A 23612-nucleotide genomic window follows, 5' to 3' on the forward strand; every position below is an offset into this window, starting at 1 on the left:
GCCATGCTCGACCGGCGCCGAACCGTGGGCACGATGGTGGTGCAACGCCTCGTGCCCGGCATGGCCCCTGCCCTGGCCGCCCGGGAAGCGCCAAGCCCGGCGCCGCGACCGCTCTGACGGCTCCGGCGCCCGCTCGACGGGCTCGTCTGCCTTGTCACTCGGCCGAAGCCAATTCAGCCGCGGACGTGCCCGCTCCTCCTCCGTGAAGCGGTCTTCGGGTCGCAGGAACTCGTCCGAGACGTCCCGCATCTTGCCGGTCAGGTGGCCGGGAAATGCCTCAAGCGTGCTCAACTTCGCCGCCTCCTGCCGTGTTCGAACGCGCGTCATCATGCTCCGTCGCGAAATGCCGCGCGAGCCTCGCGCGGTGGCGAGGGTCCTTCAAGGTCGCATGACCATACCAGTCAGCCCCTCTCAGAAGGGACTTGCCGCATGAGTGGAGGCCTTCGATCTCCAGTCGGGCGAGGTTGTACATCAGGTCGTCGTCGCTGCTCTCGTTCGCCACGCGGTTCGCTTCCGCGAAGATCACGCAGCCGGGATTGTCCTTGAGCGCCTCGGCCAGCTCCGCCCGGATATGGGCGGGATCGGTGGCGGCAAAGCCCAGCTTCGCCCAGACATATCCGCCGACATCGATGTTCGCGTGGACCGTGATGCGCCCGATGCCGAGCCGATCGTAGATTTCGACGCTCGCGCGCATCATGCGTCGTGCCGCTCCGCCGCGGTGGCGATCCGCCATGGCGAAGTAGGTATGCTCGACGCTCCATGTGCGAGATCGGCCGCGCGTGAAGGTCCGGGCGATCTTGATGTCGTCCTCGCCCCTACGGTTGACGGCCCGCATCACGACGGTAGCTGGAGCCCTGGCTGTCTGCCCGGCCTTCGCCGCCCAGGTGATGATCAGGGGCACGTCCGAGGGAACGCCTGCTAGAAGGTATGTCGAAGCGAGACGCACAGCGGCTTCGTCGTGGAACAATCCTGTTCGCAAGACCGAAGGTTCGACAACGAAACGATCTGTCTTCTTTCTAAACATTCGAGGATGAACTGAACCCGGCCACGCCACAACATCGTCCGGCACGCTTGTACGCCTCGGGTCGGAGATCGAGTTGCGGATCTGCCTCGCGCAGGATTTGCGCATCCGCAGTCATGGTCCGCAGGCTTTCAGAAAAGTCCGGTTGTCTTCAAATGAAAGACTTGGACCATCTAATATTGCAATCGAAGATTGTCAATCGAAATGCCCAACGGTGAAGCCGCTGGATGCGGAACACATCGCAAGCTCCGAAGGGCCGGTCATGTCTGGATCTTCGGGCGACGGCACGAGCGATGCACGGTGCGGTCAGGACGCGCCCCGCTCCTCACGTTCGCCTGAGCCGAGGAGCCGCCCCCATCAGGCGCCGGACTCTGGCGCCGGATCCTAGTGCGGGAGCGGGACGAGCGTGGTCTCCGCCTCGCTCGGGTCCAGCACCGTGTTGCGCTCCACCCGCAGCACGGCGTCGAAGGGCGCCTGCCGAGCCAGCGTCGCCTCGTCGGGCAGGCAGACGATGAGACCGGCGCCGCGTCGCAGGGCGCGCAGCCGCTCCACCCGGGCGGTGATCTCGTCGGGCTTGCGGTCGTCGAGGGTCAGGCCGACCACGAGGATGTCGGGGCGGCGCACGAGGCAGCGCACGAACTCGATCGCGGTGCGTTCGCGCGGCCCGATCGCGCCCTCCCCCAGCACCGCGCGCTGGCCCTGGCCGGCGCCCGCCGCACCCGCCTCGATGCGCGTGGCAAGGCCGAGCCGGTAGACCGTCGGCTCCAGGCCCTGCTCGGCCAGCACCCGGCGCACCAGGCTGCGCACCCGCCCCTCGGCGCCCGCCTCGCCCTGGGTGATGCGCCCGAACAGCAGGTTCTCCTCCAGGCTCGCCGCGGCGGTGAGGTGGGTGGGATCGTAGAACTCGATCTTCTCGCGGTAGCGGGGCGGCAGCATCGCCGCGAAGGAGTGTCGGGCGGCGACCAGGCGCTCCTCGAGCGCGGCGTCGATCAGGCCGAAGCGGTGGCGCGTCTCGCTGTAGCGCAAAGCCAGCCCGATCAGCCGCTCGCGGTCGCGGTGCCCGGCGGGGCCGCGCCGGAAGCCGCGTGCATCCGGCTGGCGCGCGACGAGATCCTCGAAATAGCCCCGCTCCGCGGCCGGGAAGAGCGAGAAGGTCTCGAACAGGGGATGGTCGTCGGGCAGGTCGGAAAAGATTTCGACGGTCGAGCGGGCGACCTGGAGCCCGACATCGACCAGCGGGCGGGTCAGATCCTCCGCCTCCAGCACGGCGCGGAGATAGGGGTGCGCGGCGAGCCGCGCCTGCGAGAAGGCGGGCCCGACCGCCTCGCCGAACAGGATGTTCTCGCCGATATCGGCCTGATGGTTGTAGCGGGCGGGGTCGAACGGCTCGACGAGCCGGGCCATGCCCTCGCGGGCCAGGGCCTCGCGCACGGCCTGCCGCGCGGCCACCACCGCTTGCGCCGTGGCGGGATCGTCCTCCGGGTCGACAGAGGCTTCCAGCCCCCGCTCGTAGACGAAGGCGTCGAGCCCGGTGAGCTTGAGGATGCCGATGCGCTCGGCCAGCCCCGAAGCCTCGCGGTCGCCGCTGCGGGCGCCGTAGAGCAGGTTCTGGCGCAGCGTCCCCTCGATCAGGATCGCCTCGGAGCCGGCCAGCGCGAACCGCCGCGCCCGCTCGGCGGAGTCGAAGGCGCGCAGATCCGTGCCGCCATAGGTGACGGCGCCGGCAGTCGGCTCGATCTGTCCGGCGAGCAGGGCGGCGAGCGCCCGCGATCCGCTGCCGCGCGCCCCCACGATCGCCACGTGGGCCGGCATCGGCAGGTCGAGATCGACGCCGGTCAGCCGCTCGCCGCTGCCAGGATCGTAGGCGCCGACACCCCGAGCCGCGAGGCGGCCGGCCAGGGGGAAGGGCGCCGCCCGGCGCTGCCCGTCGCCCGGCAGGCGGGGACTCAGGGCGCCCAGCGTCTCGGCGATGGTGCGAAACAGCGGCGCCACTGCCCGGTGCTGGTTCCACAGGCGCAGGCTGATGCCGACGAGCACGGCGGCCAGCGTGAAGGCCCCGGCCGCGGCGGCCAATGCGCCGGGCAGGACGTTGTCGCCCTCCGTCGCGGATTCCCCCTGCCAGAGAGCGGTCGCCACGAGGAGCGCCGGAAGGAGGATGATGAGGGCGAAGGCGGGCGCGCGGGCATAGGCGAGCCGCGCCTCGGCCCGCACCAGGGCCGAGCGGGCCGCCCGCGCCCGCAGGCCCAGGCGGCGTCGCTCGAACGCCGCGGCCCCGTGGGCGCGCACCGCGGGCATCCGCCGGATCAGGTCGCGCAGGCCCGCCTCGGTCGCGGCGGTGTCGGAGCGGCGCAGGCTCCGGCGGGCGGCGGAGCGGCTGGCGAGCAGGGCGCGGGCGAGGCCGACGGCGGCGAGAAGCAGCGCGATCACCGGCACGAGGCGCGGCGCGGCGAGTTCCGCCATGACGAGGGCGAGCAGGATCGCCACGAGGGTGAGACCGGGCACCACGATCCCGACCGCGGTGAGCGGACCCATCTGTGCCAGCGCCTGCCCCACGAGACCGGGCAGCGCCCGCAGATCCTCGCGGGCGCCCGGCGGCGAGGCCAGGATCGCCTCCGTGGCCCGTGCCCGCAGCCGCGCCGTGGCCCGGGCCTGGACGGAGAAGCAGAGGAAGGCAACCACGCCGCCGAGGGCGGCGAGCAGCAGGGCCGCTGCGGCGAGCGCGCTGAGCGCGATCAGCGGCAGTTCCGAGGGCGGCAGGCTCCAGCCCTGGAACAGGATCGGCGCCTCGCTCTCGTGGTGGCCGGGCAGCGGCAGGGCGATCCGCAGGAAGGGCAGGAAATCCGGGCCGCTGCGGGTGAGCACGGCGATGAGGTCGCGCAGGCAGAGCAGCACGAACAGCGCCAGGGGACCGCCGAGGCCGACCGCCAGTCCCAGGGCCGCCGCGTGGCGCCGCGGCGACGAGGCCCAGGCGAACAGGACGGGATCACGCTCCATCGGCAGTCCGGACGCCCGGCGACGGGTTCGCTGCGGTGGGGTGCGGCATCTGAAGGTTCGCGGCGTGAGGAGAGGACGGTGCGGCTCTTGCCGGCTCCTGCCGGCTCCTGGAGTGTTGGTGCGGGCTCGTTCGGAGGTCGTGACGGACCGCTCTCTTCGCACGGAAACGGGGCGACGCAAGCCCGCGGCGCCGGACCGTCGCATTGCAATCCCGGCCCGGCGGCGTTCTTTAGTGCGGGAGAGCACACGGCGCGCCGGGGGGCGTGCGCTTCTCGTGCCGGGGGGCTGGCCGAGGGGGGCTCTCGCGCGTCATCCGGACAGGGTTCGGAGGCGCGGCCGGCCCCTGCCGCCCGCCCCTCGCGCCGCTCGGGTTGCGGATTTCTCTCTCGATCGACGACCTCGGATGGCCTCGCGCGACCCTTTCTCTCCCCTCGTCAGCATTCCGGCTGCCGCGAGGCCGCCGGCCCGATGAGCGCAACGGGCCTATCCCCCGCGGGCGAGGCGGATTCCCTCTACGGTGCGCCGGTCATCGGCGCGGACGAGACCGTCGCCTCGATCGGCGCGGCGCTCGCGGGCGTCGTGCTCACGCCTGCCCGACGGGAGTGGCGCCTCGCCGCCGCCGGCGCGCTCGCCCTGGCCGCGACCTGTGCCGCTCTGCGCTTCGTGCTGCCGGTCCCTGCCCTCGGCGCCGGCGGAGCGGGCTGGTGGATCGGGCTCGCCTCGGGTTGCCTGATGATCTGCGGGCTGCTGCTCCTGGCCGGTGTCGAGTGGCGCTGCGGCATCGGCCGGCTGGCACAGACGGCGGCCCTGTTCGGCGCCAGCCTCGCCACCCTGTTTCCCGCCTCGGTCCATCCGATGAGCCTCGCGGCGCTGCTGGCCGCGAGCGCGGGCCTGTGGGGCGCCGCGTTGTTGCCGGATCTGGCCCTGCTGTGCGACCGCCTCGCCGAAGGCGGCCCTGCCGGGGCCTCGAGCCGCCGCGGCCGGTTCTACCGGCTGGCCGCCTGCGGCTTCCGAGGCTCCGCCGGTCAGTGGCGCGTCTGGGACGGCGCCTGCCGCGGCCTCGCGCTGCTCGGCATCCTCGCGGCCGTGGCCGTGCTGACGGATCTGGCCGTCGCCACCGCCCTGCGCTCGGACCGGCACGACACGCTCCTGCCGGTCGCCCTGCTGGTCGAGGCGGTGCTGTCGGGGGCGGGGCTGACCGCCGCGCTGGCCGTGGCCCTGCGCCGGGTTCAAGGCCTCGACGGCCTCGTCACCGGGCGCCATCTCGACATCCTCGGCCGCCTGATCCTCGCCCTCGGACTCGCGGCCCTCTACTGCCACGTCACCGAGTGCGTGGCCGCGTTCCTCTATGGCGGTGCGGCGGAACGAACGCATCTGGCGCGCCGGGTCCTCGGCGATGGGGCCCCCGCCTTCTGGATGCTCATGCTCGTCGGCCTGCTCCCGTCGCAACTCTTCTGGATCGGCACCGTGCGGCGCAAGGCGACGGCCCTGGGCCTGATCGGCGCCCTGGTCGCCATCGGCCTCGGGGCGGATCATGGGCTGATTGCGCGATCCGCCGTTGCACCCGCCGACGCTGCCTTCTCGCAGGCCCTCTTGGCGGCCTTCGGCCCGGCCGCCGCCGCCCTGTGCGCGATCGGGGTCTTCGCTCTCGGCCTGTTCCTCGTCTTCCGCCTCGTGCCGCCGGTCTCGATCGTGGAGACGCGGCAGCTCGCCCTGGCCCGCAATTCCGGTGCGGCCTCGGACGCGGCCGGGAGCGAACCCAAGCCTCAGGGGGGACGGTTGGCCGCCACCTTCCGCTCGGAGGCCGGGCTTTCGGAGGCGGTGCGAAGCCTCACGGTCCTCGACCGGCCGCCGCGCCTCGACGCCTTCGGCCCCGTGCCGATGCCGGAGGCCGCCGAAGCGCTGCACCGGGTCGGATGGCGGCTGCGCTGGGCCGCTCTCGGCGGCGCCGGCCTCGGTGCCGCCGCCTATCTGGCCGTTCGGGCGGCGGAGGGCGTGCGGGCGTTCGACGGTGCCGGCGCCGCCGTCCTGTCCTGGGCCGTGCTGGCGGTGCCGGTCCTCTCGGCAGCGACCGCGGGCGGCACGCTCGGCCTCGTCGTGGCCCTCTGCTACGCCCTGCGCAGGGAGGCGGGCGCGGCCCCCTCCTCCGCCCTGGCCGGGCGTTTCGTCCTGACCGTCGTCCCCTCGGCCGATGGCTTCAACCCGGCCGCCCTGCTGCGCCGGCTGAACGGCCTGCCCGAGGGCGCCGGGCGGCCCCTCGCCGTCGACGGAATCGCTGCCGCAGGGCCGCGGCGGTGAGCGTGCAGGAGAAGGGCGGCGCCGCCCGCAAGGCGGCAGGGGCGAAATCCGCTGCGGCCTATTTCCGCGATCCCGCCCGGCGCCCGGCCGCCGTCTTCGCGGCGGGCGCGGGTTGCCTGCTCCTCGCTTGGCATCTCGCCGGCCTGCCCGAACTCGCACCCGCCTATCTCTTCGCCTGGACCTGCCTGCTGGCGCTGCCCGCGGGCGCCCTGCCCGTCGTCATCATGATCGAGCGGGCGGATGCCTGGCGCCCGCAGCCCGAGACCGCCCTGCTGGAGACCCTGCGGGGGTTCCTGGTGCTGATGCCCGTGGCGGCCCTGCTCAGCCTGCCTCTCCTGCCGGCCGCCGCCCGGCTCTATTCCGCGGCCGCTCCGCCGGAATCGGACGGTGCGCTGACCGCGCTCTGGTTCTCGGACGCACTCCTCGCCGGACGCCTCGGCCTCTACTTCGCCCTCTGGACCGGGCTCGCCCTGCTCTTCGCCCGCCGCGGCGGCGAGCCCTGGGCCAAGGCCGGGCGCATCGACGACGGCCGGGCGGTGCTCGGGCTGGGCCTCCACACCGTGGTCGGGACCCTGGCCGCCTGGGATCTCGTCATGGCGGTGGGCGCCGGAGCGGAGGGGCGCTTCCACGCCAGCGCCTTCGGCCTCCTCGTGATGGCCGCGTGGTCGAGCCTCGCGCTCGCCGCCGCGATCCTCGTGGCGCCCCCCGATATCGGACCCGCCCGGCGGCGCCACGACCGGCTCACCCCGCTCGCCGTGCTGCTCCTGGTCTGGGTCGGGCTGCACGCGGTGCAGTTCCTGATGCTCGATGCCGCCGCCGACCCGCAGGCCGCCGCATGGTACCGTCTGCGTTCCGGCCTGCCCGGCCGCGCCCTGGCGCTCGCGGGTCTCATGGTGACGGCGCTCGCGGCGATCCTGACGCTGCGCCCCGGCGAGAACCGGACCCGGCTCGTGGCCGCTCTGGCAGTCGCGGTCCATCTCGCGGAGCTGGCATGGTTCGTCACCCCCGCCTTTCGCGACGGTTTCGGGATCACGCTCACGGATGTCCTGGCGCTCGCGGGCGTCGCCGGGCTCGCGGCCGGCCTGACGCCCGCCCTGCGGCGCCTCGTGCCGGGGCTCGCCGTCACGCCCGCCTGGCCCGGGCGCGAGCGGGGCGGCAAGGGCGCCAAGAGCGGCAAGGGCGCGGGGAAAGACGCGGCGCCGGGGGACATGCGGCGCAAACCGGTTGTCCGCCCGCCCGAACCTTCCTAGGTTCGCCCTCCCCTGTGCATCCCGCGCGAAAATCCTCCGACGACCATGTGCGAATTGCTCGGAATGAGCGCGAACGTGCCGACCGACATCCGGTTCTCCTTCGCGGCGCTCGCCCGGCGCGGCGGCGAGACCGGCCCGCATGCCGACGGCTGGGGCATCGCCTTCTACGAGGGGCGCGGCTGCCGCTGCTTCCACGATCCCGAGCCGAGCGCCCGCTCCGAACTCGCCAAGCTGCTGCGGCGCTACCCCATCAAGAGCCGCATCGTCGTCGCCCACGTGCGCAAGGCCAATCGCGGACGCGTCAGCCTGGAGAACACCCACCCCTTCTCGCGGGAATTGTGGGGCCGCCGCTGGACCTTCGCCCATAACGGACAGCTCAAGGGCGTGAAGCGCCTGCCGCTGGGTCGGTTCGAGCCGGTCGGCACCACCGACAGCGAGCACGCCTTCTGCTGGATCCTGTCGCAGCTGCAGGAGCGCTTCCCCAAGCCGCCGCGATCCGCCACCCTCGAGGCGGCGATCGCGGAATACGCGCAGATCCTGTCGGAACGGGGCGTGTTCAACATGCTGCTCACCGACAGCCGCGCGCTCTACGCCCATTGCGGCAAGCGGCTCTGCTACCTCACCCGCCGCGCCCCCTTCGGGACGGCGACGCTGATCGACGAGGATTGGCGGGTCGACTTTGCGCAGGAGACCACCGAGACCGACATCGTCACCATGATCGCGACCCGCGCGCTGACCCGGGACGAGACCTGGACCGAACTGGAGCGCGGCGACACCCTGGTGCTCACCGACGGCGCGGTGCGCCTGCTCAAGGCGCGGCGGCGCCGGGCGCCCGAACTGCGCGGGGCGGCCTGAGCCCGCCGGGACGGTGCTGCGGATTTGCCGCATTTCCGGGCCAGCATCGAGCCAACATCTGATCAGAGCGGGTTGGCCCGATATCCCTGTGCGCAAGCGTGACAGTAATTCGCGCGGCGCGGGTGCGCTGGGGCGGGGGATGCGCTACAACTATGTTAAATGCCGCGCTATGCCACGCTCCGAGCGCCGTGCGGTGCCGATGAACGCTGAAACGCCCCGATCGCGAAGAGCCCGATGCGTAACGATACCGAAGCGACCCTGGATCGTCCCGCGATGACTGACGGCCGTCCCAAGCTTTCCGATACGATCCGCAGCCATCTCGGCGATCACCTGCGCAGCGTCTACGACACGCTCGGCGCGGGCGAGGACACTCCGGCCCGCTTCGCGGAGCTGATCGCCAAGCTCGAAGGCGCCCTGAAGGCGCAGGGCGAGCGGATCGACCCGGAATTCCGCAACGGGCTCCTGGCTGCGGTGCCGTCCCTGCGCGCCTTCGCCCTGTCGCTGACCTCGAACCCGGCCCGCTCCGACGACCTCGTGCAGGATACCCTGCTCAAGGGTTGGCAGCACCGCGCCCGCTTCCAGCCGGGCACCAACCTCAACGCGTGGCTCTTCACGATCCTGCGCAACATCTTCTACTCGGATCACCGCAAGCGCGTGCGTGAGGTCGAGGATCAGGACGGCTCCTACGCCGCCCGCCTCGCCACCGCCCCGCATCAGGGCGACCGGCTCGATGTCGAGGATCTGCAATCGGCGCTCGCCAAGCTGCCGCCGGATCAGCGCGAAGCGCTCGTTCTGGTCGGTGCCGAGGGCGTTTCCTACGAGGAGGCAGCGACGATCATGGGCTGCAAGGTCGGCACGGTGAAGAGCCGCGTCAGCCGCGCCCGTGGGCGTCTGGCGGAGCTTCTCGGCTACGACGAGGAAGATCTTGGCTCCGACCGCTTCATCCAGTCGGCGATGCCGGACGCCTGAAGCGCGCCGGCAAAGCGGATTCAAGGGATTCCAGCCGCCGAAGGCGGGGCGGTCGAGCGGAGAGCGCTCGGCCCGCCGCTGATTTCGAAGCGCCGTCCGTGAGACGGCAGCGAAAAGGCCGTCGACGCCCGCAGGACCCCATACGGCGTCCGTTCGATGGCCTTGGCTCGTCGCTTGAGCCGCCATCGCGAGCGATCCTGAAGCGCGACCTCACCGGATCGTTCGAAGGGAGGGACGGCTCCGCCTTGCCATGACGATCCGAGGCGATCGGATGGGGATGGTATCGGCGGTACCGGCACGCAGAGTTCCGGGACGCGTCCGACGCTTTCCAGAAACGCTTCGATTTCCGCCCAGTCGTCGCCGCTCGCGACAGGCGCATTGCAAAATCTGGCGCGACACGGCCGACCGCGTCGAGGATGTTCCGGACAGCGATCCCATCACCGCGTTATCCGGCTTTCGGGTCTCCCACAAAACTCCCGTCGCGCCGTCGGTGCGAGGGCGGTCGGTGGCCGGGCGTTCTGCGAGACACTTTCCGTCGGGCCGAGGTCGATCATCGGAAAGCTGCGATGAGACCAATCCGGCCGTAGGCCGAAGCGTTCGTGGATGGTGCGGATCGCGTCGGCGCAGGCTGAAAACTCTACGCTGACGCCCCGTCTCGGAACGCGAAGGACCGGCCGGCAGGACAAGCCCTGCCGGGCCGATATCCGCTCATGCGGCCTTGCGGCGTCCGCCCGTCTTGCGGCCCTCACCGGATCCGGCGCTCTTGCGGCGCGGCTCGGGCGGCGTCTCGGACACCACCTCGTCGGCCGGCTCGGCCGTCTTCGTCGACGGCTTGCGGCGCTGCTGGCCGAGGCCGAGATCCTTGGCCAGCGCCGAGCGGGCGGCCGAGTAGTTCGAGGCAACGGTCGGGTAATCCGTCGGCAGGCCGTAACGGCGGCGATAGCCCTCGATGTCGAGGCCGTGCGTCGTCAGGTGCCGCTTGAGCGTCTTGTAGGGTTTGCCGTCGATGAACGAGATCAGCGCGTCCGGCGTGATCGACTTCTTGACCTGAGCCGGGGTGGCGCGCTCGACTTCTTCTTCCTTCGGCGTCTGCGGGGCAGAGAGGCCGAGCAGGGCAGCATGGACCTGCGTGATCAGCGCCGGCAGCTCGGCCGAGGGAAGAGAATTGTTCGAGACATAGGCCGAGACGAGATCCGCCGCCAACTCGATCCGGTCGAGTTCTGGAACCTGACTGATATCCGACATTTCAAAAGATCCTGGTTTGCCCCTCGTTCTTTTGAACTAAAAGGATGGACGAAAGTTTCAAGACCGTTTTCGCCCGTTTTCCCGGAAAGCGATTGCAAAACTGAGGAAAAGATCCCGTTTGGGCGATATTTCCGCCGATCAGGCGCCGTCGGAACCGGCTAGATCGCTGCTTAAGGTGACTCATACAAGCTGAGGTTTGATCAATCAGCTCGCTGCGTCCACTTGATTCGGCTTCCTCAACAAATCGTGAGAATGGCGCGTGGACTAGCCTGCGTCCTTGGAAGGTCCCGCCGGGTCACTCTAAGCTGCGAAGCCTTCGGGGTGCGTAAAACGGTGATGCTACGGGGACGGCTGCAGCGTCGGTCCGTTCCCGTGCGCCGCCGCCGTCCGGCGCCGCGCCGCGCGTTTCGGTTCGTCCGGCAGGGAGCAGCGATAGACCACGGCGTCCGGCGGACCGAGGGCGGCGTTGAGCGGGATCGTCACGGTGTCGCCGGAGAAGCGCCAGTTGCGGGTGCCGCGATCCCAGTAGAGCCACACCGTCGTCTCGTGGCCCTGCACGTCGAACACGGCGGCCTTCTTCGACATCGCCCGGAGCGTGCGCGGCTCGTAGAGGCCCTTGCGGCGATAGGCGGCGCGCGAGGCCTCGTCCTGCCGGTCGACGAGGGTGTTCTGGACGATCTGCAGGGTCGCTCCGGGCTTGCGGAGGAACTTCTTGAAATCGCTCAGGGACCGCAAGACCACGGGCATGGCGGCTATCCAGTCTTCAAGTCACGGACGCATCCTGCGTTGACGTGGGGACTCTAGTTGTCCTGCGATGACGGTTGTGCCCCACCCCGAAGGAGGTCGGGCCCAGATATCCACCGGATTCCCGCGCCGTCCACAGGAGTCGCGCCGGCTCGGCCCCGCCCGCCGCGCGCCGATCCGTCCGCGGCCCCGGCTTGACCCGCCGGCCCGGCTCGGGCGTTTAGGGGCCATGCTGCTCCCCTTCTTCACGGGCCTGCGCGAGGCCCGCGTGCCGGTCTCCCTGCGCGAGTATCTGACGCTGTTGCAGGCGATGGAGCGCGACCTCGCCGGCAAGCGCGTCGAGGAATTCTACTTCCTCGCCCGCACCGTCCTGGTGAAGGACGAGGCGCATCTCGATCGCTTCGACCGGGTCTTCGCCTCCGTGTTCAAGGGGCTGGAAGTCATGGGGGAGGCGGTCGAGCCCGCGCCGATCCCCGAGGAATGGCTGAGCAAGCTCGCCGAGAAATACCTGACGGAAGAAGAGAAGGCCGAGCTGAAGGCGCTGGGCTGGGACAAGCTGTTCGAGACCTTGAAGCAGCGCCTGGCCGAGCAGAAGGAGCGCCACCAGGGCGGCTCGAAATGGATCGGCACCGGGGGCACCTCGCCCTTCGGCGCCTACGGCTACAACCCGGAAGGCATCCGCATCGGCCAGGACGGCAACCGCAACTTCCGCGCGGTGAAGGTCTGGGACCGGCGCGAGTTCAAGGATCTCGACGATTCCCGCGAACTCGGCACCCGCTCCATGCGGGTGGCGCTGCGCCGCCTGCGCCGCTTCGCCCGCACGGGGGCGGCCGACGAACTGGATCTCGACGGCACGATCCGCGAGAGCGCCCGCAAGGGCTTCATCGACGTGCGGCTACGGCCCGAGCGGCGCAACGCGGTGAAGGTGCTGCTCTTCCTCGATGTCGGCGGCTCGATGGACTGGCACGTGGAAATGGCAGAGGAACTGTTCTCGGCCGCGCGCTCCGAGTTCAAGCACTTCGCGCATTACTACTTCCACAACTGCCCCTACGAGGCGGTGTGGACGCAGAACCATCGCCGCCACGACGAGCGCATCCCGCTGCTCGACGTGATCCGCACCTATCCGTCGGATTACCGCGTGGTGTTCGTGGGCGACGCCTCCATGAGCCCCTACGAGATCGCCCATCCCGGGGGATCGGTGGAGCACTGGAACGAGGAAGCCGGCGAGGTCTGGCTCGGGCGCGTCCTCGATCACTTCCCGAAGGCCGTCTGGCTCAATCCCGTCCCGGCCGAGCACTGGGCCTATACGCAGTCGATCGGCATGGTGCGCCGGATCGTTTCGGATCGGATGTTCCCGCTGACGCTCGAAGGGCTCGACGGCGCGATGCGGGCGCTGCTGCGCTAGGACGCCCGTCGGCCCGTCGCGCTTGCCGATGGGGGCAAGGCCTGATCGCCGCCCGGCCGGGGGCCTCCTCAGCCCTGGCGGGCCGGGGTCGTCACGACGAGCCCGTCGAGTTCGGGCTTGACGCGGATCTGGCAGCACAGGCGCGAGGTCGCGCGCACGTCGGAGGCGAAGTCGAGCATGTCCTGCTCCATCGGCTCGGCCGGCCCGACCTTGTCGGCCCAGGCCTCGTCCACGTAGACGTGGCAGGTCGCGCAGGCGCAGGCCCCGCCGCACTCGGCGTCGATCCCCGGGACGTTGTTGCGCATCGCCGTCTCCATGACGGTCGAGCCGACCTCACCGTCGATCGTGCGGGCCGTGCCGGCGTGATCGACGAAGGTGATCTTGGGCATACTTGGCTCCGGGACGTGTCGGCGTCCGCCAGCGATCCTTCAGGGGCGGCGTGGCGTCTGCTTGCGGGCGGCGGCGCCAGAAAGCAAGCGGGAAGCCGGCGCTTTTCCGTCGCGCCCGTCGGCGTGCGGCCCGTCGCCTTCCTCGGCCGCGGCCGGCTCCGCGACGCTCTGGAAACCGGCCGAGTTCGCGGCCCGTCGGCGCGGAATGCGGCGAGCCCCTATGCTTCGAGCCCGAGGCCGCCGAGCACCGCCAGCGTCTCGGCGACCGCCATCCGCAGGCTCGCGAGCCCGGCCTTTGCGCCGCTGCGCGAGGCCGGTCCGCCGGTGCGCAGGTCCGTTTCGACCGCCGCGCTCGCCTGCGCCACCTGCATCGCCCCGACGCCGAGGGCCGCGCCCTTGAGGGTGTGGGCGAGATCGGCCCGCTCGCCGACGGGGCGGCCCTCGTCGAGGAGGGGCGGCAGCAGGCGGCGGCACTGATCCTCGAACAGGCTCAGCACCTCCCGGGCGAGATCGGCGTCGCCGAAGGTCTGCGCGTCGAGATGCGCGCGGTCGAGCAGGGGGGCGGGCTGGTCCTGTTCACTCACATCTCGTCTCGCGAGGATCTGCGGAAAGTCCTGAGTGCCGAAAGGTCCTGGGTGCCGGAAAGGGTGCCGGGCCCGCCGACGCGCGCCGTTCCCGCGATCGGCCTGTGGGCGGCGGACGCTATCCACAGGGCAGGCACGGCGCGCCCGTACCCGTTTAAGGCTTCCCGCGTCAGAACTTGAAGCGGGCGTCCGCGGTCGGAGCCCGGCGTGGTAACCATTCCGTTAAGGTTTCTTGGGTGCGCCGGCCCGATCGGGTATCGGGGGCGTGATCCAAGGGTCTAAAGTTCCCGAGGACTTCGGGTAAATCCGTCTCCACTGCGGAGGGCGCGTGCGACGGCGCATCCTCCCCCAGTGGACGGCGATGCGTACGAGGCGTTGCATGGCCACCGAGAAGAAGCTGAAAGATCCGGCGGAGGCGGCCCTCTCCGCGATCGAGCAGGCTTTGAATCTGGACATCCCGGCACCGGGCGAGAACGCCCGCGTCGAGCCGCGCCTGCCCGATGTCGGCGACGGCGATCCCCTGACCGATCCCTTCGCCGAGGCCGGGAACCGCCGCACCCCGAATCTCGACATCGACACGGGCGCCCCCGATCTGCCGCCGCCGGAGCGCGGGCGCTCGCGCCGCGAGGGCGGGCTCCTGCCGCCGGACCGCTCGCTGGTGGCCAACGACGACCGCCAGAACATCGGCATCCTGCAGCAGACGCTGCGGGTGCGCCCCTCGCGCAAGCCCTATCTCGTGGCCGGGATCGCCTCCTTCCTCTGGCTCAACGGCCTCGTGGCGCTCGCCTGGAACCAGTCCGGCGGCGACCTGAAAGCCTTCATCACGGGGCTCACCGCGCTCCAGGCGGCGGTGGTGGCCACGGCCATCGCCGGGCCGATCGTGCTCTTCCTCATCACGGCGATGCTGGCCGTGCGCGCCCACGAGATGCGCCTCGTCGCCCGCGCCGTCGGCGAGGTGGCGATCCGTCTGGCCGAGCCGGAAAGCTTCTCGACCGACGCCGTGCTGACCATGTCGCAGACGGTGCGCCGCGAGGTCGCCGCGGTCGGCGACGGCGTGGAGCGGGCGCTCGCCCGGGCGGGCGAACTCGAAACGCTGGTGCGCGGCGAGATCTCGACCCTGGAGCGGGCCTATTCCGACAACGAGATCCGCATCCGCACCCTCGTGGACGAGCTGATCGCCCAGCGCGAATCCATCGTCGCCAATGCCGACCGGGTGCGCGGGGCCATCACCGGCTCGCACGAGAACCTGTCGACCGAACTCGATGGCGCCGCCGAGCGCATCGTCGCGGCCATCAACGGCGCGGGCGAGCGCGTCACCGGCGCGCTCGACGCCCGCGGCACCGAGATCACCGCGGCGCTGAGCGAGGTCGGCGAGCGGGTCGTCGGCAACGTCTCGACGCGCGGCGACGACCTGATCCGCCAGCTCAACGCCACGAGCGAGGGCGTGCGCGGCGGCCTCGAAGAGATCGGCGGCACGCTGACCGCCACGCTCCAGCAGCGCGCCGACGAGGTCACCCAGGCCTTCGAACGCACCGGCGGCGCCCTGACCCGGACGCTGGCCGACAATGCCGGCTCCGTCGCAAAATCGCTCTCCGAGACCGGCGCGAGCCTGATCGAGGCCCTCGACCGCCACGGCGGCGCCGTGCGCGAGACCTTCGAGCGCTCGACCAAGGGCCTGGAGGACGCCTTCCTCTCGCGCGGCAACGAGCTGACCGAGCGCTTCGCCCAGACCGGCGGCACGATCACCGCCCGCTTCGCCGAGACCGGCGAGGGCCTGAGCCGCCACTTCGCCGCCACGGGCGCCGCGATCTCCGACGACATCGCCGCCCGCGGCGCCCTGCTGCGCACCGAGATCGAGGCCGCCGGCACCGGCGTCTCCGAGCTGATCGAGGGCCGCGGCCGCGACGCGCAGGCCGCCCTGGCGCTCGCCGCCGGCAGCGTGGCCGACAGCTTCTCGACCCGCCTGGACAGCGTCCGCGACGACTTCCTGGCCGCCGCCACCCGCGCCGCCGACACCATGGATGGCCGCGGCCTGGAGCTGGCCGGACGCATCGAGGCTGCGGCCTCGCGCGTCGACGACACCATCACCGTCCAGGGCGGCGCCCTCGCCGCGGGGCTCGACGCCGCGGGCGAGCGCGTGGCCGAACTCATGAGCGGACGGGCGGCGGGCGCCGCCGCGACGGTCGCGCAGGCGCTGGCCGGCCTCGAAAGCGCCTTTGCCGACCGCGCGAGCGGCACCGCCGAGAGCCTGCGCGAGACGATCGAGCGCCTCGGCCGCGATCTCGAAATCCAGGCCGGCACGGCCCATGACGGCATCCGCCGCAACGCCGAGACGGCGACCGCCGCCGTCGGCGCCAGCGTCGAGGAGGCCGAGCGCCGCCTGCGCGCAGCCTCCGAGACCCTGGGTGGGACGCTGACCGACCGGGCGACCGAATCCGCCGCGCTGCTGCTGCGAACCGCCGAGGACACCACCGGCACCGCCAAGGCGCAGGCCGACGCCATGGCGTCGCGCTTCGCCGATGCCGCCGCCGCCCTGCGCCGTGCGGCCGACGAGGCTGCCGCCGCCGTCGAGACCCGCTCGAACGACGTGGTGACCCGCTTCCGCAGCGCCGCCGAGCGCGTCGGGGGCGAGCTGGACGGGCGCACCGAGGCCGCCTCGCAGGCGCTGCACGCCGCGATCCAGCGCATGGCCGACGAACTCTCGGCCCGCAGCGCCGAGGCCACCGGCGCGCTGGCGCTCGCCGCCGCCCATGCCGGCGGCGAGGTCGGCACACGCACCGACCAGTCGATGCAATCGCTTCAGGACCTCCTGCGGCAGGTGGCCGACGAGATTGCGGTCCGCGGCGCCGAGGCGACCGTGGCCCTCTCCCTCGCGGCGGCCCAGGCCGGCGGCGAGATCGGCAGCCGGGCCGACCAGTCGGCGCAGGGCCTGCGCGACCTCCTGCGTCAGGTCTCCGAGGAGATCGACACCCGCAGCGCCGAGGCGACGGATGCGCTCGCCCGGACGGCGCAGCGGGTCGGCGGCGAAGTCGGCGGTCGTACGGAAGAGTCGCTGCGCGCCCTGCGCGACACGCTCGCCCGGGTCGGCGAGGAGCTGGCCACCCGCAGCACCGAGGCCACGGCGGCGCTCGCCCGCGCGGCCGAAGAGGCCGGCGGCACGGTCGGCGGCCGCACCGAGGACGCACTCGCGACCCTGCGCGAGACCTTGCGCCGCCTCGGCGAGGAGATCGCCGCCCGGGGCGCAGCCGTCACCGAAACCCTGTCGCGCACCGCGGAAGGGGTCGGCTCCGACCTGTCCGCCCGGCTCGGCGCCCTGGAGGAGGGCTTCGGCCAGCACGGCCGCGGCGCCGCCGCGCTGATCGCGGACCAGTCCGACGAGGCCCAGGCCCGGTTGGAGGGCACTGGCCGCGAGGTCATGCTCGCCATCGCCGGCCACGTCTCGCGCGTCGGCGACACGCTCCACCGCAGCCACGCCGCCTTCGTCGAGACCGCCGACAGCCGCGCCCGCGCGGTGGAGGATGCGCTGGGCAGCCGCCTGGCCGCGCTGCAGGAGACCATCGCCCGCGGCGACATCCTCGCCGACCGGATCGCCGGCAGCACGCAGGCGCTCGGCGACACCTTGGGATCGCGCCTCGCGGAGGTGGACCGCATCATCGCCGTGCAGGGCAACGCCCTGGCCGAGTCCCTCGCCGAGCGCGCCCGCCTCGCCGGCGAGACCGTCGGCGCGCGGCTGGCGGAAATGGAGACCTTGTCGACCCAGCGCGCCGCAGAGATCGACGAGCGTTTCGCCTCGCTGCTCGGCCATGTCGACACCCGGCTGGGTGCGCGCGCCACCGCGCTCAACGAGGCGCTGGTGCAGCGCGCGGCCGAGATCGCCCGGACTCTCGAGGAGGGCAACCGCACCCTGGCCGGCAGCCTCGACCGGCGCGCCGACGGCGCCGCGCAGGACATCGCCGAGCGCGGCCGTGCGGTGGGCGACGCCCTCGCCGCTCGCGCGGCGGACATCTCCGAGCGCCTCGACCGCAGCACGCAGGATCTCGCCCGCCGCCTCGACGAGGGCGCGCAGCGCCTGGACGACGGCGTGGTCGCCCGCCTCGACGGCCTGACCGGAACCCTGGAGGAGCGCGCCCGCCAGCTCGACGAGACCTTCGGCATCCAGGCCCTGGAGGCCGTGCGCCTGATCGAGAGCCGCACCCGCAGCATCGACGGCGAGCTGACCGGCCGCATCCGCGAGCTCGTCGCCTTGGTGGAGAACCGCAGCGGCGGGGCCGCCCAGGCGCTCGGCGGCCATGTCGAGGCGATCGCCCGCCTGTTCGACGAGCGGGCCGAGAGCCTCGCTCACCTGTTCGACGAGCGCGGCGGCGCCCTCTCCGCCGATCTCGACCAGCGCGGCCGCGCGGCCATGGACGGGCTCGATGCCCGCCTGTCGGAGATCGGGCAGGCCCTGGATCAGGGCGGCGCCTCGCTCGCCGCCCTGCTGGATCGCCGCGGCACCAGCCTACTCGCCGGCCTGCGCGACGTGATGGGCCAGCTCGACGCCCTGCTCGGCGACGGCGCCGGCCGCCTCGGCCAGGCGCTGGACGGCCACGCCCACGAGATCCGGACCACGCTCGACAGCCGCACGGACGACCTGCGCGGCCTGATCGAGGGCGGTGCCGGCCGGGTGCGCGGCGAACTCGATGCCGGCCTCGGCGCGCTCGACGCGGCGCTGGAGGAGCGCGCCCGCACGGTGCGGGACGTGCTCGACACCCGCACGAACGAGATCCGCGCCACGCTCGACAGCCGCACGGACGACCTGCGCGGCCTCGTCGACGGCAGCGCCGGACATGTGCGCGGCGAGTTCGATGCCGGGCTCGACGCCCTGCGCGCGGCGCTCGAGGAGCCGGCCCGCACGGTGCAGGACCTGCTCGATAGCCGTGCCGGCGAGCTCCGCACGATGCTCGACCACCGCACCGGCGAGATCCGCGGACTTCTCGAACATCGCACCGACGACCTGCGGACGACCCTGGAGGAGCGCACCCGCGCGGTGCAGGACGTGCTCGACCACCGGGCGGACGAGATCCGCGGGATGCTCGACCACCGCACTGACGACATGCGGGCGACCCTGGAGGAGCGCACCCGTGCGGTGCAGGACGTGCTCGACCGCCGCGCGGGCGAGATCCGCGGGCTGCTCCAGACCCATGCCGGCGCGCTCGACGAGAGCTTCCAGGGCCGCGTCCAGCCGCTTCAGGACGCGCTGCGCGAGGGTGCCCGCGCCTTCATCGAGACGCTGGAAGGCGGCATCGGCCGCGCGACGGGCGAGGTGGAGACCCGCACGAAGGCTCTGACCTCCCTGTTCGACGAGCGCCTGGGCGTGCTCGGGGACCTCGTGGACGGCCGCGGCCAGCAGATCGCGCGCACCGTCGAGACCCGGGCGCAGGAGCTGCGCACCCTGTTCGACGAGATCCTCGCCACCCTCGACACCCTGGTCGACGACCGCTCGACGGCCCTGACCGGCCGCCTCGACGCGCAGACCAAGGCGATGACGGCGGTGTTCGACGAGCGTATGCGCAGCCTCGACGGACTGGTCCAGAGCCGCGGCGGCGAGTTCGCCCGCCTCGTGGAGACCCAGGCCGCGACCCTGTCGCAATCGGTGGATGCCCGCAGCGAGGCCTTCACCAGCCGCATCGATGCGCGCCTGCGCGCCTTCGCCACCGTGGTCGCCAGCCGCGCCGACGCCCTCGCCGAGGCCTTCGACGAACGCCAGGACGCCTACGCGGCCCTGATCGACCAGGGCACGGCGCGGATGGGTGCTGCCCTGGAGGAGCGCGCCCGCAGCCACGTCGCCCAGATCGAGTCGGCCGAGGAGCGCCAGCGGGCGGTCGCGGCCCTGATCGAGGAGGGTACGGCCCGCATGGTCGCGGCCCTGGACGAGCGCGCCCGGCATCAGGCCGCCTTGGCCGAGGGCTTCGAGGGGCAGCGGGAGGCCTATACGAGCCTGATCGAGCAGGGCACCGCACGGATGGTGGCCGCGCTGGAGGAGCGCGCCCGCCGCCAAGCCGTCCTGGCCGAGGCCTTCGACCGTCAGAAGGAGGCCTACGCGGCCCTGGTCGACGGCGGCACGGCCCGGATGGTCGCCGCCCTCGACGCGCGCACCGAGCGGCAGGCGGAGCTCGCCGAGAGCTTCGACGAGCGCCAGAACGCCTACGGGGCCCTGGTCGAGGCGGGCATCACCCGGATGAACGGCATGCTCGACGAGCGCGCCCGACGCCACGCCGCCCAGGTCCAGGAGCATGCCGACGCGCTCGCCGAGGCGCTGGACCGGCGCAACGCCGAGCTGTCGCGCCTCATCGACGGGCCGGCGGCCGACCTGACCCGGGCGCTGGCGGAGCAGGAGCAGGCCCTCGACCGGCTGCTCAGCGACAAGGGCACGCCCCTGGTCGATGCCCTGCGCGAGCGCACCGACGCCATCGTCGCCCGCACCGTCGAGGCGGCCCAGGCCCTTCGCGCCGCGCTGGACGAGGGGGCCGCGGCCTCCGCCGGCACCCTCGGCGAGGCCCACGAGCGGGTGCGCCGCGACGTGGCCGGGTTCCTGGCGCGGATCGAGAGCGCCAATGCGGGCCTGAAGGAGCTCGTGGGCGGGGCTTCGACCCATCTCGGCGCCGTCGAGCAGGGACTCGCCGCCCGCGTCGAGGAGATCCAGTCGGCCGTCGAGCGGATCGCCGCCGAGACGGCCCAGGCCTCCGACCGGGTCTCCACGCAGGTGGCCGCCCTGCGCGACGCCTCGCAGGGCGCGCTGGCCCAGGCCTCCGACCTCGCGCGGACCTTGGACGCGAGCGGTCAGGCGCTGGTCGAGCGCACCGGCACCCATGTCGGCGCGCTGACCGAGGCCGCCGGCAACCTCGAGGCGGTGGAGAACCGCCTCGCCGAGAGCCTCTCCAGCCGGCAGGCCGTGGTGGACGCGGTCCTGGCCCGCATCGAGGAGCGCAGCCAGGTCATCGAGGCGCAGACCGGCCGCTTCGGTAGCGTGGTCGAGGAGACCCTGCGTGCGGCGGAAGCCCGGGCGCGGGAGCTGGGCGAGAGCCTCGCCCAGGCCGCCCGCGAGGCGGGCGCGGCGGTGGCGGGCGACTTCGAGCGCCTGCGCAGCGGCGCCGACGCGGAGAGCGCCCGCACGGCGGGGGCGGTGCGCGGCGCCATCGAGGAGGCTTCGGCCAAGATGATGGAGAGCTTCGCGGATGCCTCCGGACGCTTCGGCGAGTCGGCGACCCGGCTGAACGAGATGGCGGCCGAGATCCGCCGCGAACTCGACGCCACCCGCGCCGACCTCCAGCGCGGCGTGCTGGACCTGCCTCGCGAGACCCAGGACGCCACCGGCGAGATGCGCCGGGTGGTGGCCGAGCAGATCGACGCGCTCAACGAGCTGGCCGCCCTGGTCGCCCGCTCGAACCGCTCCGTCGACGTGGCCCAGCCGGTGGCCCAGGCCCGCACGGTCGAGCAGCGCCGCACGGCGGAGGCGGGCCGCGCGGCCCCCGCGCCCGCGGCGCAGCCCGCCCCCCAGGCGGCCCGCAGCCCGGCCCCGGCGGCGCCCCGGCCCCAGGCGGCGCAACCCCAGGCCGCACGGCCTCAAGGGGCGGCGAATCCGGCCCCGGTCCGTCCGGCCAATCCGGCTCCGGTCCAGGGGCGGCCCGGCACCCGCGACAACCGCGGCTGGCTGTCCGACCTGCTGACCCGCGCCTCCATCGACGACGAGGCCGGCGAGCCCGCTCCGACGCCGGCCCCCGCCGCGCCCGAGGCCCCGGCGACCGTGGAGCGGATCTCGCTCGACGCGATCTCGACCGACATCGCCCGGATGGTGGATCATCAGGCTTCGGTCGAGTTCTGGCAGCGCTACCGCCAGGGCGAGCCGAACCTGTTCGACGACCGGCTCTACACCACGCAGGGCCGCCGGACCTTCGAGCAGATCCAGCGCCGCTACCGGGCGGATGCCGAGTTCCGCCGCACGGTCGATCGCTACGTCGGCGAATTCGAGCGGCTGCTGGGCGAGGTGACCAAGAACGACCGCGACACCAAGCGGGCGGATGCCTACCTCACCTCCGAGACGGGCAAGGTCTACACCATGCTCGCGCATGCCAGCGGCCGGTTCGACGAGGTGTGAGGAAACGCCGACGCGGTGACGGGGCACGCTCCGTCACCGCGAGGCGAAGGCGAGACGATCGAGGGGCGCGGCAGTCTCGAATGGCTCGCGCCGGTGAGCGCATCCGGCGCTCAGATCAGCCCCAGAGCCACCAGTTCCCGGCGCAGGCTCTCGGGCATCTCGGCGACCTCGCCGGCGCTGGCCCGGTCGAGGTCGGCCGGCGCGTCGCGGGCCTCTAGGTAGCGCCAGCCCTGGAACGGACGGCAGGGGCGGGGCGAGACCGGCGTCACGAGAGGGTCGAGGACGAGGCGGCAGCGCTCGATGCCGTCGCTGCCGGTGACGGGTTCGAGTGCGCGGATCGGCTGGCGGCAGCTCAGCGTGCCCTTCATCACCCAATAGATCGAACCCTGGCCGGCAATGGCCTTCGACCGCTTGGGAAACATGCGGGTGACGTGCACGGTCGACGGGTCGGCGCCGAGTCGGGTCGCCTCCGCCCGGTTGTGCGCGATGCGCGCCTCCAGCTCCTCGATGGAGGAGGGGCCGACGCACAGCTTCAGGAGATGCAGGGCCATGACGCGGGCCCCTATAGCGCATCGGCGGGCGAAGTGGCGGCTCGATTTCGCGCCCGCGCCACCCTGCCCTCCCCGTCAGGCGAAGAGGGCGATCTTCTCCTCGATGCTCAGCCTGTCGAGATCGGGGAAGGCGGTGGCGAGGTCGTCGCCCGCCAGGGGCTTTGCCCCTTCGACCACATCTGCGACCACATCGGGAGCCGGCTCGGCCGCGACCGTCTCCGGCGCGTCGAGATCCGGCGTCGGCTCGGCCTCCTCGAACGCCGCCTCGATCTCGTCGGGCACGTCGAGGACGGCCGCGCTCTCGTCGACGAGGACGGGCGCATCCGCCACCGGCTCGGCGGACATCGACACCGGCTCGGGAGCCGGCGCGGCCGCTTCCGGCATCTCGGGCAGGAAGGCAAGGTCGTCGTCCAGGGCCACCGCCGAGAGGGGCGCGCGGGCGGACGGGGCCGGCGCAGGGGCGGCGCCCTCCATGTCGAGGAAGCGGTCGACATCGCTCTGGTCGAGGGCGGCGTCGAGGACCGAACCGGCCTCCGCGCGCACCCGGCCGCCCTCGTCGAGGCCGGCGACGGCATCGTCGGAGGTCCCCCAGATCCCGATCATCGAGGTGATGCGGTTCTCGAGGTAGCGCAGGGTGTGCACCACGCGGCTCGTGCGCTGCGCCGTCAGGTCCTGGAACGAGCAGGCCGTGTAGATCTGCGTGGCGTGCCGGTCGAGGTCGTCGCACAGGGCGGAGTCGGCGCCGGTCTCGCGCAGGGTCCAGGCCGCCTCCTGCACCGCCTCGGCGGCGCCCAGGATGTCGGAGGTCGCCCGCTCGGTGGCGCGCACGATGGCGTCGAGGGTCTCGGAGGCGACGGTGAGGCGGCTCTCGCCCTGGTCCGGCGTGGAGAGCGCGGCCACCTCCGCCCGGGTGCGGGCGATGGCGTCGGCCATCTCCATCAGATCGCCCCGGAAGCGGCCGACATCGTCGGGCCGCTCGGTGGTCACGGCATTCTCGATGCGCCGGATCGCGTCCAGCAGCACCTCGGTATCCGCGTTGCGGTTGCGCCGGGCATATTCCGACAGAAACCACCGGCCCCGTTCCGTTTCGCGGACGGCGTCCTCGATGGCATCGTATTGCGACGCGTCCAGCGGCGTCAGGGAACGGGAACTCGACATCACACCCCGCAAGAC

14 protein-coding genes are annotated in these 23612 nt (G+C 72.6%); 6 read left to right on the forward strand and 8 right to left on the reverse strand.

The features are described 5' to 3' along the window. Positions 1-277: 277 nt before the first annotated feature. Positions 278-901: a hypothetical protein gene (locus BY998_RS07635; RefSeq protein ID WP_146221756.1), complete on the reverse strand. Its 624-nt coding sequence runs from the start codon at positions 899-901 to the stop codon at positions 278-280. A gap of 504 nt (positions 902-1405) precedes the next feature. Beyond that, a complete protein-coding gene (locus tag BY998_RS07640) occupies positions 1406-4015 on the reverse strand; it encodes an ATP-binding cassette domain-containing protein (RefSeq protein ID WP_110351045.1) in 2610 nt (869 codons plus the stop codon). Between the two features lie 468 nt (positions 4016-4483). On the opposite strand from BY998_RS07640, the gene BY998_RS07645 reads away from it, so the two are divergent. From BY998_RS07645 to BY998_RS07660, 4 genes are all read left to right on the forward strand, one after another. Beyond that, positions 4484-6313 (forward strand): DUF3341 domain-containing protein, encoded by a 1830-nt coding sequence (locus tag BY998_RS07645; protein ID WP_110351046.1) that lies wholly within the window; start codon positions 4484-4486, stop codon positions 6311-6313. Further along, a complete protein-coding gene (locus BY998_RS07650; RefSeq protein ID WP_110351047.1) occupies positions 6310-7563 on the forward strand; it encodes a hypothetical protein in 1254 nt (417 codons plus the stop codon). Before BY998_RS07645 ends, BY998_RS07650 begins: the two co-directional genes overlap by 4 nt. A 45-nt stretch (positions 7564-7608) precedes the next feature. Beyond that, the gene (locus BY998_RS07655) at positions 7609-8418 is read left to right on the forward strand and encodes a class II glutamine amidotransferase (protein ID WP_110351048.1); all 810 of its coding nucleotides are present in this window, start codon (positions 7609-7611) and stop codon (positions 8416-8418) included. Positions 8419-8652: 234 nt separating this feature from the next. Further along, positions 8653-9387, forward strand: coding sequence for a sigma-70 family RNA polymerase sigma factor (locus tag BY998_RS07660; RefSeq protein ID WP_110351049.1), 735 nt, complete (start codon positions 8653-8655; stop codon positions 9385-9387). Between the two features lie 708 nt (positions 9388-10095). Here BY998_RS07660 and BY998_RS07665 read toward each other — a convergent pair. Beyond that, the gene (locus BY998_RS07665; RefSeq protein ID WP_110351050.1) at positions 10096-10632 is read right to left on the reverse strand and encodes a MucR family transcriptional regulator; all 537 of its coding nucleotides are present in this window, start codon (positions 10630-10632) and stop codon (positions 10096-10098) included. 339 nt (positions 10633-10971) lie between these two features. Further along, complete coding sequence (locus BY998_RS07670; protein WP_110351051.1) at positions 10972-11379, reverse strand: hypothetical protein; 408 nt, start codon at positions 11377-11379, stop codon at positions 10972-10974. A gap of 226 nt (positions 11380-11605) precedes the next feature. On the opposite strand from BY998_RS07670, the gene BY998_RS07675 reads away from it, so the two are divergent. Beyond that, a complete protein-coding gene (locus BY998_RS07675) occupies positions 11606-12781 on the forward strand; it encodes a VWA domain-containing protein (RefSeq protein WP_110351052.1) in 1176 nt (391 codons plus the stop codon). A 68-nt stretch (positions 12782-12849) separates the two neighbouring features. On the opposite strand, the gene BY998_RS07680 is transcribed toward BY998_RS07675, so the two are convergent. Further along, a complete protein-coding gene (locus BY998_RS07680) occupies positions 12850-13170 on the reverse strand; it encodes a 2Fe-2S iron-sulfur cluster-binding protein (protein ID WP_110351053.1) in 321 nt (106 codons plus the stop codon). Between the two features lie 218 nt (positions 13171-13388). After that, positions 13389-13754 carry an Hpt domain-containing protein gene (locus BY998_RS07685; RefSeq protein WP_110351054.1) on the reverse strand — a complete coding sequence of 122 codons (366 nt, stop codon included), beginning with the start codon at positions 13752-13754 and terminating at the stop codon, positions 13389-13391. A 379-nt stretch (positions 13755-14133) separates the two neighbouring features. Between BY998_RS07685 and BY998_RS07690 the strand changes: the two genes are divergently transcribed. Then, on the forward strand, positions 14134-21888 hold the full coding sequence (locus BY998_RS07690) for a hypothetical protein (RefSeq protein ID WP_110351055.1): 7755 nt from the start codon (positions 14134-14136) through the stop codon (positions 21886-21888). 110 nt (positions 21889-21998) lie between these two features. Here the strand turns inward: BY998_RS07690 and BY998_RS07695 are convergent, their stop codons facing one another. After that, a complete protein-coding gene (locus BY998_RS07695) occupies positions 21999-22439 on the reverse strand; it encodes a DUF1489 domain-containing protein (protein ID WP_110351056.1) in 441 nt (146 codons plus the stop codon). A gap of 75 nt (positions 22440-22514) precedes the next feature. Continuing rightward, positions 22515-23597, reverse strand: a complete 1083-nt coding sequence (locus BY998_RS07700; RefSeq protein ID WP_110351057.1) for a hypothetical protein — start codon at positions 23595-23597, stop codon at positions 22515-22517. Positions 23598-23612 lie beyond the last annotated feature (15 nt).

This window comes from Methylobacterium sp. B4, assembly GCF_003201865.1.
In the GTDB taxonomy this organism is placed as follows: Bacteria; Pseudomonadota; Alphaproteobacteria; order Rhizobiales; family Beijerinckiaceae; genus Methylobacterium.

Coding starts and splice junctions, on each gene's coding strand:
- BY998_RS07640 (WP_110351045.1), bottom strand. CDS start 4,015: ATGGAGCGTGATCCCGTCCTGTTCGCCTGGGCCTCGTCGCCGCGGCGC.
- BY998_RS07645 (WP_110351046.1), top strand. CDS start 4,484: ATGAGCGCAACGGGCCTATCCCCCGCGGGCGAGGCGGATTCCCTCTAC.
- BY998_RS07655 (WP_110351048.1), top strand. CDS start 7,609: ATGTGCGAATTGCTCGGAATGAGCGCGAACGTGCCGACCGACATCCGG.
- BY998_RS07660 (WP_110351049.1), top strand. CDS start 8,653: ATGCGTAACGATACCGAAGCGACCCTGGATCGTCCCGCGATGACTGAC.
- BY998_RS07665 (WP_110351050.1), bottom strand. CDS start 10,632: ATGTCGGATATCAGTCAGGTTCCAGAACTCGACCGGATCGAGTTGGCG.
- BY998_RS07670 (WP_110351051.1), bottom strand. CDS start 11,379: ATGCCCGTGGTCTTGCGGTCCCTGAGCGATTTCAAGAAGTTCCTCCGC.
- BY998_RS07675 (WP_110351052.1), top strand. CDS start 11,606: ATGCTGCTCCCCTTCTTCACGGGCCTGCGCGAGGCCCGCGTGCCGGTC.
- BY998_RS07680 (WP_110351053.1), bottom strand. CDS start 13,170: ATGCCCAAGATCACCTTCGTCGATCACGCCGGCACGGCCCGCACGATC.
- BY998_RS07690 (WP_110351055.1), top strand. CDS start 14,134: ATGGCCACCGAGAAGAAGCTGAAAGATCCGGCGGAGGCGGCCCTCTCC.
- BY998_RS07695 (WP_110351056.1), bottom strand. CDS start 22,439: ATGGCCCTGCATCTCCTGAAGCTGTGCGTCGGCCCCTCCTCCATCGAG.
- BY998_RS07700 (WP_110351057.1), bottom strand. CDS start 23,597: ATGTCGAGTTCCCGTTCCCTGACGCCGCTGGACGCGTCGCAATACGAT.